The sequence below is a fragment of the Brevibacterium sp. LAARM2_SD2 genome (assembly GCF_057364785.1).
Window position 1 is genome coordinate 75,517 of record NZ_JBNFOM010000016.1, and the last position, 11,638, is coordinate 87,154.

Annotated in this window: 9 protein-coding genes, 2 tRNA genes and 1 pseudogene; 7 read left to right on the forward strand and 5 right to left on the reverse strand. The window is 70.3% G+C overall.

Going from position 1 to position 11,638, the window contains the following annotated elements; translation table 11 throughout:
* The first annotated feature begins 5 nt into the window (after window positions 1-5).
* Together thyX and AC2W7K_RS11530 are read left to right on the forward strand one after the other, a co-directional pair.
* Window positions 6-791 carry an FAD-dependent thymidylate synthase gene (gene thyX / locus AC2W7K_RS11525; RefSeq protein ID WP_486006201.1) on the forward strand — a complete coding sequence of 262 codons (786 nt, stop codon included), beginning with the start codon at window positions 6-8 and terminating at the stop codon, window positions 789-791.
* Between the two features lie 38 nt (window positions 792-829).
* Window positions 830-1,408, forward strand: a complete 579-nt coding sequence (locus AC2W7K_RS11530; protein WP_486006202.1) for a maltokinase N-terminal cap-like domain-containing protein — start codon at window positions 830-832, stop codon at window positions 1,406-1,408.
* A 34-nt stretch (window positions 1,409-1,442) separates the two neighbouring features.
* Here AC2W7K_RS11530 and AC2W7K_RS11535 read toward each other — a convergent pair whose 3' ends face one another.
* The 4 genes and pseudogenes from AC2W7K_RS11535 to AC2W7K_RS11550 all read right to left on the reverse strand — a co-directional run bounded on the left by AC2W7K_RS11535 (window position 1,443) and on the right by AC2W7K_RS11550 (window position 7,312).
* Window positions 1,443-2,507 carry a zinc-binding dehydrogenase gene (locus AC2W7K_RS11535; RefSeq protein ID WP_486006203.1) on the reverse strand — a complete coding sequence of 355 codons (1,065 nt, stop codon included), beginning with the start codon at window positions 2,505-2,507 and terminating at the stop codon, window positions 1,443-1,445.
* Between the two features lie 5 nt (window positions 2,508-2,512).
* Window positions 2,513-3,405 (reverse strand): annotated as a pseudogene (locus AC2W7K_RS11540) (3-methyladenine DNA glycosylase).
* Window positions 3,406-3,449: 44 nt separating this feature from the next.
* Window positions 3,450-6,209: an ATP-dependent helicase HrpB gene (gene hrpB / locus AC2W7K_RS11545; protein WP_486006204.1), complete on the reverse strand. Its 2,760-nt coding sequence runs from the start codon at window positions 6,207-6,209 to the stop codon at window positions 3,450-3,452.
* A gap of 50 nt (window positions 6,210-6,259) precedes the next feature.
* Window positions 6,260-7,312: an FAD-dependent monooxygenase gene (locus AC2W7K_RS11550; RefSeq protein WP_198499191.1), complete on the reverse strand. Its 1,053-nt coding sequence runs from the start codon at window positions 7,310-7,312 to the stop codon at window positions 6,260-6,262.
* A 50-nt stretch (window positions 7,313-7,362) separates the two neighbouring features.
* On the opposite strand from AC2W7K_RS11550, the gene AC2W7K_RS11555 reads away from it, so the two are divergent.
* From AC2W7K_RS11555 to AC2W7K_RS11575, 5 genes are all read left to right on the forward strand, one after another.
* Window positions 7,363-8,169, forward strand: a complete 807-nt coding sequence (locus tag AC2W7K_RS11555) for a fumarylacetoacetate hydrolase family protein (protein ID WP_198499190.1) — start codon at window positions 7,363-7,365, stop codon at window positions 8,167-8,169.
* Between the two features lie 70 nt (window positions 8,170-8,239).
* Window positions 8,240-9,706 (forward strand): glutamate--tRNA ligase, encoded by a 1,467-nt coding sequence (gene gltX / locus AC2W7K_RS11560; protein WP_198499189.1) that lies wholly within the window; start codon window positions 8,240-8,242, stop codon window positions 9,704-9,706.
* A gap of 41 nt (window positions 9,707-9,747) precedes the next feature.
* Window positions 9,748-11,010, forward strand: coding sequence for an alpha/beta fold hydrolase (locus tag AC2W7K_RS11565; RefSeq protein WP_198499188.1), 1,263 nt, complete (start codon window positions 9,748-9,750; stop codon window positions 11,008-11,010).
* A gap of 125 nt (window positions 11,011-11,135) precedes the next feature.
* Window positions 11,136-11,207, forward strand: a tRNA-Gln gene (locus tag AC2W7K_RS11570).
* Window positions 11,208-11,248: 41 nt separating this feature from the next.
* Window positions 11,249-11,321 (forward strand) — tRNA-Glu (locus tag AC2W7K_RS11575).
* Window positions 11,322-11,389: 68 nt separating this feature from the next.
* On the opposite strand, the gene AC2W7K_RS11580 is transcribed toward AC2W7K_RS11575, so the two are convergent.
* Entirely contained in the window at window positions 11,390-11,524 is a 135-nt protein-coding gene (locus AC2W7K_RS11580; RefSeq protein ID WP_486006206.1) for a DUF4282 domain-containing protein, read from the reverse strand.
* Window positions 11,525-11,638 lie beyond the last annotated feature (114 nt).

Here is an 11,638-nt window from a genome sequence, read left to right on the forward strand (position 1 = left end):
GCACCATGCGCCAGGTCGAACCGTCCGTTGAACTGCTCGCCAAGCCCAGCATCGATTGGGAGGCGATGAGGACCTACCTCGACGACGTCGGCGGCTCCTCATGGGCGGATCGGGTCGAAGCCGCCGAGTCCCCGGACGCCGAGGATCTCCTCGAGTTCTCCGGCCGCATGTGCTACCGCTCGTGGGAGCCGGGACTCAACCCCAACGTCTCGCGGGTGCGCACGGATTCGGCCTCGTACCTCGGCAACGTCATCTCCTCCCAGCACGGATCGGTCCTCGAGCACGCGAACTTCACGTTCGTCCTCCACAACGTCTCGCGCGTGCTCACCCACGAGCTCATCCGCCACCGCGCCGGATCCGCGTTCTCGCAGGAGTCGCTGCGCTACGTCCGCCTCGCCGACATTCCGTTCTGGTTCCCCGACTGGGCGCGTGAGGACCCCGAGCTCATGGAGCGCTCCCTCCAGGTGCTCGACACCCTCGAGGAGCACCAGAAGTGGATGGCCGAGCACTTCGGCCTCGACGAGGAGGGCACGAAGTTCGCGCACAAGAAGCACATGACGTCGTTCATGCGCCGCTTCGCGCCCGAGGGCCTGGCCACCGGCATCGTCTACACCGCGAACCTCCGCTCCCTGCGCCACGTCATCGAGATGCGCACCGCGAAGGGCGCCGAGGAGGAGATCCGCCTCGTCTTCAACAGGATCGGTGAGATCATGCAGGCCGAGGCCCCCGCGATCTTCGCCGACTACGAGATCGTCGACGGGGAATGGATCCCCGGGACCCGCAAGGCCTGAGAACCCCGCACCCACCGCCACAGAGGAGAGGCACCGTTATGGCTGACATCTTCAACGCCGAACTCAGCCCCGGCAAGCTCGAGGTCATCACGACCTGGGTGGCCGCGCAGGACTGGGCGGCCGACCTCGATCTCGAGCGGCAGCCGCTGGAGCAGGTCACGTCCTACCGCCTCGACGACCCTGCCGGTGAGGTCGGGCTCGAGGTCCACATTGTCGCCAGCGGCGCGCGCACGTTCCAGGTGCCGCTGACGTATCGCGGGGCGCCTCTCGACGGCGCCGAGGAGGCCCTCATCACGACGATGGACCACTCCGTGCTCGGCACCCGCTGGGTCTACGCGGGCATGGGCGACCCCCTGTTCCGGCGGCGGCTCGATGCGACGATCGCCACCGCGGGCACCGGAGCCAAGCAGTACCTCGTCGACGACGAGGGCAACCGCGTCGAGGAGATCACCGAGGTGGCCCATGTCCACGGCACCGGCCCGCTCGTCGGCGCCGGCGACGTCGATCTCATCACCGAACTCACCCTCGACTCACCGCTCGAGGGCACCGAGTCCGGCCTCCTCCTCGGCCGCTGGCCCGGTCAGGAGCACTCGGTCGTCCTCGCGGTCATGGAGTGACTCGCGGTCATGGAGTGAGCTGAATTCAGTCCGCTCAGCGGCAGCGCCTGAGGTCGATGATCGTCATCCCGGCGCTCTGCCGGCTCGGATCATCCATGTCGAGCATCGCCTGGGGTGCCTCGTCGAGGCCGATGACGTCGGCGACGAGATCCTGCGGCCGCAGATCGCCGGCGGTCACGAGGTCGACGAGCTCGGGATACTCGGCGGCGGCCATGCCGTGGGACCCGAGGATGCTGAGTTCGCGGGCGATGACGCGCGGCACATCGACGACGGGCTCACCGTCGAGCAGCCCGATCTGCACATGCCTGCCCAGCGGTGCCAGGGAGGCGATCGCCGAGGTGATCGTGTCCTGCCGCCCCAGGGCATCGACGGTCACCGCGACCCCGTCCGGGCAGTCGTCGGCGAACTGCGCGACCACCTCGGCGGCAAGCTCATGCGGGCCGAGATCGCCCGCATTCACCGTCCGGCTCGCCCCGAGCTCCCGCGCCCGCGCGAGCGCAGGCTGGCTGACATCGACAGCGATGACCTGCGCCCCGACCGCCCGGGCGATCATGATCGCCGAGAGTCCCACCCCGCCGCAGCCGAACACCGCGACGGTCTCGCCTGCGGTGAGCTCTGCGCGCACGCGGAGGCCGTGGAAAGCCGTGGCGAAGCGGCAGCCGAGGCCGACGACCGCGGCGGCCGGCAGCTCCTCGGGCACGGCGACGAGGTTGGCGTCGGCGTGGTGGATGACGACCTGATCGGCCCACGACCCGAAATGCGTGAAGCCCGGCTGCGTCTGATCGGGGCAGACCTGCGCCTGGCCCGAGCGGCACCACCGGCAGGTCCCGCACCCGCAGACGAAGGGCACCGTGACCCGCTGACCGATGGGGAATCCCGCGACCGCCGGTCCCGCCGAGGCGACCCGGCCGACGAGCTCATGCCCGGGCACATGGGGCAGACTCACCGTCGGATCATGACCTGACCAGGCGTGATGATCGCTGCGGCAGACCCCGGTGGCTTCGACGTCGAGGACGACGCCGTGCTCCGGGGCCACGGGCGCGGGAAGATCGCGAACCACGGGTGGCGTGGAGAACTCCTCGATGACGACGGCGCGCATATCGGTCAGCGGGGGTGGATGTCGGCGGTCGCGAGGGCATCGAGGAGGCGGCGCCGCAGCGCCTGGGCCCGGTGGGAGAACTCCTGCTGCCGGTTCATGTACTCGGCCTTGCCGGCGGCGGTCTCGATCGCGACCACGCCGTAGCCCCAGCCGCGCAGATCGTAGGGTGAGGCCTCCATGTCGAGGGTGCGGATGTCGAGCGCGAGGTCGAAGCAGTCGAGGACGAGGGGCGAGGGGGCGATCGGTCCGATCTTCATCGCCCACTTGTAGAGGTCCATGCCGGCATGGAGGCACCCCGGCTGTTCGGTCGTGACCATGCCCGCCCGGGTCGGCTGCAGCGTGTTGAGCGGTACGGCGGCCGGGGTGAAGAAGCGGAACGCATCGTGGTGGGTGCAGCGGATGCGGTGTCCTTCGACGACGGCGTCGGTCTCGGCGGGGCTGAGCCGCAGCGGCACCTGCTGGTGGCGGCGCTCCTCGTCGCTGAAGCGGTAGACCATCGCCCATTCGTGGAGACCGAAGCACCCGAAGTTCGCCTCCCGGTGGAGGTCGAGTCGAGGAGTGAGGCGATGAACCTCGCCCCGTCGCCGCGGTCGGCTCGCCAGGACTCGAGGTCGACCTCGGCGCAGGAGCCGGTGGGATCGGTGCGGTACCACCGGCGGTCGAAGCACTCGCGGTCCGCAGGGGTGTCGAGGGCGAGTCGGACGCCGACCCCCGGGTTCCACTTCGCCACCTGGCCGGGCTTGAACGGATAGTAGGTGAAGAGGAAGTCCTCGACCGGGTGCTTCTCCCCGCTCAGCCGCCGCGCCGTGTGGGCGTCGGTGCGGGAGGCGACCGCGGCCTCGTGCTCGGCACGAAGCGCCCGCCACACCGAGGCGGGCAGCAGGGTGCCGGGCAGAATCGTTCCGGGCAGGGCCGGGCCGACGGTCGAGGGCAGGGTCGAAGTCACCGTCCCATTGTCCCAGACCGCTTGGTCCCGCGCATCGCGGGCGCCGTCAGCGGATCCTCCGGCCATGGGTGCTTGGGGTAGCGGCCGCGGTTCTCGGCGCGCACGTGCGGGTAGGCGTTCGCCCAGAACGAGGCGAGGTCGCTCGTCACCGCGAGCGGTCGCCCGGCCGGTGAGAGCAGGTGGAGGACGACGGGTATCTGCCCCTCGACCACCCGGGGGACCGCGGTCCACCCGAAGACCTCCTGGAGTTTGACGGCGAGGACCGGTCCCGGTGGATGGTCGTCTCCGTCATCGGCCTCGTCCGGGTCGGGATAGTCGAGGGTGATCCGGGAACCGCTCGGCACCTCGAGCGCTGTGGGCACGAGCTCGTCGAGGCGGGACGCCTCCGGCCACGGCAGCAGGGTCCGCAGCGCGCCGATGAGGTCGACCCGGGACGGATCGGCACCCCGAGCCATCCGGTCGAGCGCGGCCGGACACCACTGCGGGAGGGTCTGCGCGAGGTGCGGCCACCGGACATCGGGCCATGGCTGTCCGAGGACTCCACGGAGCAGACCGAGGCGACCCCGCAGCTGCTCGAACGTCGCGCTCGGCCGCAGAACCTCGCGTGCCCCGCGCTCCTCGACGGAGGCGGCGATCGCCTCTCGTGCGAGCTCGGGGCTCGCCGTGATCGGGGTCGACGTCAGCTCAATCGCGCCGAGGCGGGCCTGCCGGACCGCACGCACCCGCCCCTCGTCGAAGGACGCGGCCTCCGTCGTCGTCAGCAGGCCCGCGCCGGCGAGTTGCGCGGTGTCGGCGTCGACGGGCACCGCGGCCCGGATGATGGGGCGACCACCGGCGAGGCCGACCTCGGCGATCGCCAGCCATTCGCTGCCGGTCAGCGAGGAGTCACGGGGCAGGCTCGCGGCCGTGCCCGAGGCGAGGAGGTAATCGGCATGGGCGGCGCTGCGGAGTCGTGCGATCTGATGCGGGAAGGCGAGGGCGACGACGAGGCCGAGGTCAGCGGGCCGCAGGGAGCCTTGGCCCGCGCCGCTGCCCTCGCGCGCCGGAGAACCGGCGGCAGAGTCGTCGTCGGCAGAGTCGGCGGTCCCGAAGTGTGCGGCGAGCCGGGAGAACCGGTCGGTCTCGCTGCGGAAGCGCCGATCCGATCGGAGATCGCGCAGCAGCGCCGTGAGGTCGGCTCCGGGGGCGCGGCGATCGGATTCGATGACGGCGACGGCTTCGGCGGCCGCGCGGGGTCCGAGCATCGCGGCACCGTCGAGCAGTCCGCGAGCCGCCCACACCGAGGCGGGGATCCGCGCGATCGCCCGCCCGAGCTCCGTCACGGAGAGGTCAGCGACGGAGAGGTCTGAGCCGGCCGTCGAACCGTTGACCTCGACCGCCCCGAGTCCGACGAGGCTGCCCACCGCCCGCCGCAGCGCTGTCGCTGGGAGCGGGTCGGGAAGCAGGTCGAGGTCACCGCCCCACACCGCGAGGTCGAGGACGGCCCCGGTGAGGTCCGAGGTCGCGATCTCCGGAGGAGTGTGGTCGGGCAGCGCCGCCCAGTCGGCCTCGGACAGGCAGCGATAGGCGACGCCGGGACCGAGCCGTGCCGCACGGCCCGAGCGCTGCCGGCCGGAGGCCTTCGACTCCCGCGTGGTGACGAGGCCGGACATCTGACGCTTCGTGTCGAGTCGGGGTCCGCGGGCGAGTCCGGAATCGACGACGATGCTCACCCCGGGGACGGTGAGCGCTGACTCCGCCACCGAGGTGGTGACGATGATCCGGCGCTCGGCCCGGTCGACTGCGGCGGTGCCGGTGCTGCCGGCGCTGGGCGGTCGGAGGATCGCGTCCTGCTCCTTCGCCGGTGTCTGTCCGGCGAGGGTGTGGACGGTCACGGCCTCCGACCGGTCGAGGAGCGCGGTGATCCGGGCCGCTGCCTCGGTGACCTCTCGAGCGCCCGGGACGAAGACGAGGACGTCGCCCGCCTCCGTCGATCCGCCGGCACGGTCGGAGGCACCGGCACGGACGGAGGCACCGGCACAGACGGATCCACCGGCGGCGTCGACCGCCTCCACCGTCGTCCGCGCGACATGGTCGAGGAAGCCGCGGCTCACCCCGCGGGCATCGAGCGCCCGCTCCGGCGGCGGGGCCCAGACGATGTCGAGGGGATGCGGCTGTGCCGCCACGGACAGCACGGGCGCAGGGTCGGCGGACGTGCCGAGCCGCTGCGCCCACTGTGCCGCGTCGAGGGTCGCCGACATGACGACGAGACCGAGGTCCTCGCGCAGGTCGATGAGCTCCCGGCACATCGCGAACGTGAGATCCGTGTCGAGCTGGCGCTCGTGGACCTCGTCGAGGATGACGGCGGAGACCCCGGAGAGTTCGGGATCGGACAGCAGGCGGCGCAGCAGCACGCCCGTCGTGACGAACTCGATCTGCGTGCCGGCCGACACCGCCGACTCGCCGCGGACCGTGAAACCGACATCCTCGCCGAGGCGGGTCCCCGTCAGCTGGGCGAGCCGGCGCGCCGCGGCACGGGCAGCCATCCGTCGCGGCTGGGTGACGATGACGCGACCGGCCGTCCGGCCCAGGTCCCCGGTCCGGCTCAGCGACGCACGCAGGTGTTCGGCGATGAGCGGGGGCACGAGTGTCGTCTTGCCGGTTCCGGGAGGGGCCTCGACGACGAGTCGCGGATACGCCTCGGCCGGCGGCAGCTGCCCGAGGAGTGCAGAGGCGGGCAGTCCGGCGCCGATCGTCTCGAGGTCGAAGGAGTGCATGCCCCCAGTCTCTCAGGACGCAGCCGGTCTCTCAGGACTCAACAGACCTCTCAGGACCCAGCCGGCCCGATCCGTGCGAGGGCGGTGAGCGCGCGGTCGCGCACCCGCGCGGGACGCCCACCGGCCAGCGCGAGCGCGGAGGCCAGACTCGCGACCCGCTGGATGACCTGCGGGGCGATGCGGCGTCGGCGCGCATAGAGCCCGAGCGCCGCGTCCGGCGGATGGGTGTTGAGGAGGCCAGCGAGGGCAACGGCGTCGCAGATCGATTCGCAGGCCCCGCGTCCGAGGTTCGGCTGCATCGCATGCGCGGCGTCCCCGATGAGCACGGTGCGCCCGCGGACGAACGACGTCAGCGGCCGAGACACGTGGATGCCGCTGATGACCGTCTGGTCGGGCGTCGCCGCCGCGAGCACCTCGGCGACCGGGGCCGGGAAGGAGCGCGCCGCAGCGCGGAGGCGGTCGAGTCCGTCGGCGACCGAGGAGAACCGCTGCTCGGGGAACGCGGCGAACCAGTTCGTCCGCCGCCCCGAAGACGCCTCTACACCCGGCAGCGGGGTGATCCCGACGAGCATGCGCTCGCCCCAGTATTCGGTGACTCCACTTCCGGAGAGATCCGCGTCGACGACCCCGCGGATGACGGTGAGCGCAGGCTTCCGCGGACCCGAGCGCGCACCCCACACAGCAGTTCGGACCGTGCTCCGGGCACCGTCGGCCCCGACGAGGACATCGGCGTCCAGGGCCTCGGGAGCGACCGCCTCGGCGGGGGAGAGCCGGGTCGTCGCCGGTCGGGCGGCGGTGAGCACGGCATGGAGCTGCGCGCGACCGATCATCACCGCGCTGAGGCGGGGGACCCGGGCCAGTGGACGGCCGTCGGCGGTGAGGATCCGCGCCGCATCGACCCTGATGCCGGCGGCCTCGATCGCCGGTCCGAGACCGGCGGACCGCAGCGCGGCCATCGCCTGCGGGAACAGCGCGAACGCCGTATCGAGGACGGAGGCGGCCGGGTCGCGTTCGTGGACGGTGACCGACCAGTCGGGTCGGTCGAGGGTCGCGGCGAGCGTCGCGCCTGCGATCCCGCCGCCGATGATCCGCACCGTCGTCATGGCTTCAGGGTAGCGCGACCATCGCCGCCTCGGCGATTAGACTGGGGGCCATGCGTATTGCGAGATTTGTGCACAAGGACGAACCCGCCTACGGAGTCGTCGAAGGCGACGTTCCGCCGATCGAGGACGGGACATGGGACACCTCGGGCCTCAGCCTCGCCGTCCTCGACTCCGACCCGTTCTTCTCCCCGGCCCAGTCGACAGGTGAGCGGCTGAAGTTCGACGACGTCCGCCTCGTCTCGCCGATCCTGCCGCGCTCGAAGGTCATCGGCGTCGGCCGCAACTTCGCCGACCATGCCGCCGAGCTCGGCAACGACGTGCCCACCACACCGGTGACGTTCATCAAGCCGAATACCTCGGTCATCGGCCCCGGCGACCCCATCCGCCTGCCCGCGATCAGCGAATACGTCTCCTACGAAGGCGAACTCGCCGTCATCATCGGCCGGGTCGCCAAGGGCGTCCGGGCCGAGGACGCGATGGACCACGTCCTCGGCTTCACCGCCGCCAACGACGTCACCCTGCGCGACCTCCAGAAGTCCGACACCCAGTGGACCCGGGCGAAGGGCTTCGACACCTCGTGCCCGCTCGGACCGTGGATCGAGACCCAGCTCGACGTCGACGACGCGACCATCCGCTCGTGGGTCAACGGCGAGCTCAAGCAGGACGGCACGACCGCGGACTTCATCTTCGACATCCCCACGCTCATCGAGCACATCTCGGAGACGATGACCCTGCTGCCCGGCGACGTCATCCTCACCGGCACCCCCGCCGGAGTCGGGCGGATCGTCGCCGGAGACCGCGTCGACATCGCGATCGACGGACTCGGCGTGCTCACCAACCCCGTCATGGACGCCTGAGCCCCGCCACCGCCTCGGCGGCTCCACCATCACACCAGACCAGCACCATCACACCATCGAAGGATCGCCCGTGACCGTCAAAGTCCGCTTCTGCCCATCACCCACCGGAACCCCGCACGTCGGCATGGTTCGCACCGCGCTGTTCAACTGGGCGTACGCCAAGCACACCGGCGGCACGTTCGTCTTCCGCATCGAGGACACCGACGCCGCCCGCGACTCCGAGGAGAGCTTCGGGCAGGTCGTCGAGGCGATGAAGTGGCTCGGCCTCGACTGGGACGAGGGCATCGAGGTCGGCGGACCCGACGCCCCCTACCGCCAGTCGCAGCGCGGTGACATCTACGCAGACGTCATCGAGAAGCTCAAGGCCGCACGTCTCATCTACGAGTCGTACTCGACGAACGAGGAGGTCGAGGCCCGGCACCGGGCGGCCGGACGGGATCCCAAGCTCGGCTACGACGGCTTCGACCGCGACCTCACGGCCGACCAGATCGCCGCATTCCGCGCGGAGGGCCGCGAGCCCGTGTGGCGGGTGCGGATGCCCGATAACGACATCACGTTCACCGACCTCGTCCGCGGCGACATCACGTTCAAGGCCGGCACGATCCCCGACTTCGTCGTCGTCCGTGCGAACGGGCAGCCGCTCTACACGCTCGTCAACCCCGTCGACGATGCCCTCATGGGCATCACGCACGTGCTGCGCGGTGAGGATCTGCTCTCGTCGACGCCGCGCCAGATCGTCCTCTACGAAGCGCTCAAGGCCATCGGCATCGCCGAGGCGACCCCGCAGTTCGGTCACCTGCCCTACGTCATGGGGGAGGGGAACAAGAAGCTGTCGAAGCGCGACCCCGAGTCGAACCTCTTCCTCCACCGCGAGAACGGGTTCATCCCCGAAGGGCTCATCAACTACCTCGGGCTGCTCGGCTGGTCGATCGGACCCGACCGCGACGTCTTCACCGTCGAGGAGTTCACGCAGGCTTTCGACGTCCACGACGTCCTGCCCAATCCGGCGCGCTTCGACATCAAGAAGGCCACGGCGATCAACGCCGATCACATCCGGATGCTCGCCCCCGCCGACTTCCGTGATCGTCTCATTCCGTACCTCCAGGCCGCCGAGGTGCTTGCCGAGGAGCCGACGGACGCTCAGCTGGCGATCCTCGACGAGGCGGCGCCGCTCGTGCAGACCCGGATGAACCTCCTCGGCGAGGCGCCTGACCTGCTCGCCTTCCTCTTCACCCCCGACGACGAACTCGTCATCACCGAGGACGGCCTGAAGACCCTCAAGGACTCCGCGCCGGAGGTGCTCGCCGCCGCGCTCGAGGTCCTCGAGGGTGTCGACGACTGGACGACGGAGAACCTGCAGGCGGTGCTCGAGGCCAAGCTCGTCACGGAGATGGAGATCAAGCCGCGCTTGGCCTACGGTCCGCTGCGGGTCGCCGTCTCCGGCCGCCGCGTCTCCCCGCCGCTCTTCGAGTCGATGGAGATCCTCGGCAAGGACTCCTCGCTCGCGCGCCTGCGGGCTCTGGCGGCGCAGCTGTGAACGTCGAGGAGAGGCACCGCGGGGGACTGCACTTCCGCGATGTGACGATCACCGTCCCGCTCGACCACTTCTCCCGGCTGACGGACGCACCGGCATTGGCCGGTCACCCGGGGGTCGCCTCGGCGGAGATCGAGGTGTTCGCGCGGATCGTCGCCGACGAGGCCGAGAGCACGAAGCCCTATCTCGTCTTCCTCCAGGGTGGGCCCGGTTTCGAGGCACCCCGTCCGACGACCCCGGTGGGCGGGGGATCGTGGCTGGCCAGGGCGCTCGAGGACTTCCAGGTCGTCATGCTCGACCAGCGAGGGACGGGGAAGTCGAGCCCGATCGGCTCGGTCGACGGCGCGATCACCGGCCTCGACATGCTCAGCGGCGCTGAGCCGGAGGCGATCGCCGAGGTGCTCAGCTGCTATCGCGCGGACTCGATCGTCGAGGATGCGGAAATCCTGCGCACCGCGCTCGGCGTCGAGACGTGGTCGCTGCTCGGGCAGTCGTTCGGCGGATTCACCGCGCTGCGCTACGTCTCCGCGCACTCCGAGTCGCTCACCGAGGTGTACTTCACCGGCGGGCTGCCGGCGATCGGCGTCGACCCCGTCGACGTCTACCGCACGACGTGGGCGACGATGATCCGCAAATCCGAGGAGCACTACCGTGACTTCCCCGGCGACCGGGAGCGGATCGCGTCCCTGGCTTCCCTCGCCGCGGCCGAGGACGGTCTGGCCCTGCCCGGTGGGGCACGGGCGACGACGGAGCGGCTCCGACTTCTCGGGCACTACCTCGGCGCCTCCGACGGGCCCGAGGCCCTCCACTACCTCCTCGATCTCGACCCCGCCTCGGCGGGACTGCGGCACGATCTCGCCGGTGCCCTGCCGTTCTCGGGACGCAACCCGCTCTACGCGGTCGTCCACGAATCGTGCTGGGCCGACGGCACCGTGACGAACTGGGCGGCGAGGCGGGCGATGCCCGATTCGGTGAGTGCGGATCCGACGCTGCTCGCCGGAGAGCACGCGGGTCCGGAGTCCTTCGTCGAGGATCCCGAGCTCGCCCCGTTCGCCGAGGTCGCCGAGCTCATCGCCGCCCGCCGGTGGCCGGCGCTCTACGACGTCGAGGCCTTGAGGTCGTCCCAGGTCAGGGGAGCGGCAGCCGTCTACTTCGAGGATGCGTACGTGCCGTGTGAGTACTCGCTGGCGACCGCCGAGCTGCTCTCCGGGGTGCGTCCGTGGGTGACGAACGAGTACGAGCACAACGGTCTGCGCGCTGACGGCTACCGGGTGCTCGACCGGCTCATCACGCTCGCTCGGGAGTGATCGGCCGACCGCCTCGGCGGTGTTAAGAAGGTCACACGAAAACGGGCGCTGAGGATTTGGCTCCCAGGCGCGGGGTTGTGTAGAGTTATGACTCGTTGCCCAAGGAAATCAGCCTTGGAAAACGATGGGCTATGGTGTAATTGGCAGCACGAGTGATTCTGGTTCACTTAGTCTAGGTTCGAGTCCTGGTAGCCCAGCGGATCCGTTCGCAGGAGTCACCTTCTCGGACGTGTCTTCGGCCCCCGTCGTCTAGTGGCCTAGGACGCCGCCCTCTCAAGGCGGTAACGGCAGTTCGAATCTGCTCGGGGGTACGGTTGAGCCCCGCATCGAATTCTCGGTGCGGGGCTCACTCTATTTCCATTGTCGGATGTGCGACCGGTCAGCGGCCGATCGAGTCGGCGAGGCGCTTCGTGTGCTCGGCGGTCTTGACGCTGGCGACGATGAGCTCGAGGGCGAGGCGGACGAAGATCACCCACAGCGACGGGACGATCCAGCCGAAGAGGATCGGGGTTATAGGCCAAAAAGTGTGTCCGTGCCGGGTGTGTCACCGACGTCGTCCGCCCCATCCTGACTGGATACCGATCCCGTCTTCCCACGAGAACCCCGTGTCATAGACGGCGGGACCTAC

What these genes read in the sequence shown, in the direction of transcription:
- AC2W7K_RS11555 (WP_198499190.1), top strand. Translation starts at nt 7,363, where the DNA reads ATGCGTATTGCGAGATTTGTGCACAAGGACGAACCCGCCTACGGAGTC.
- hrpB (WP_486006204.1), bottom strand. Translation starts at nt 6,209, where the DNA reads ATGCACTCCTTCGACCTCGAGACGATCGGCGCCGGACTGCCCGCCTCT.
- AC2W7K_RS11530 (WP_486006202.1), top strand. Translation starts at nt 830, where the DNA reads ATGGCTGACATCTTCAACGCCGAACTCAGCCCCGGCAAGCTCGAGGTC.
- thyX (WP_486006201.1), top strand. Translation starts at nt 6, where the DNA reads ATGCGCCAGGTCGAACCGTCCGTTGAACTGCTCGCCAAGCCCAGCATC.
- AC2W7K_RS11535 (WP_486006203.1), bottom strand. Translation starts at nt 2,507, where the DNA reads ATGCGCGCCGTCGTCATCGAGGAGTTCTCCACGCCACCCGTGGTTCGC.
- AC2W7K_RS11550 (WP_198499191.1), bottom strand. Translation starts at nt 7,312, where the DNA reads ATGACGACGGTGCGGATCATCGGCGGCGGGATCGCAGGCGCGACGCTC.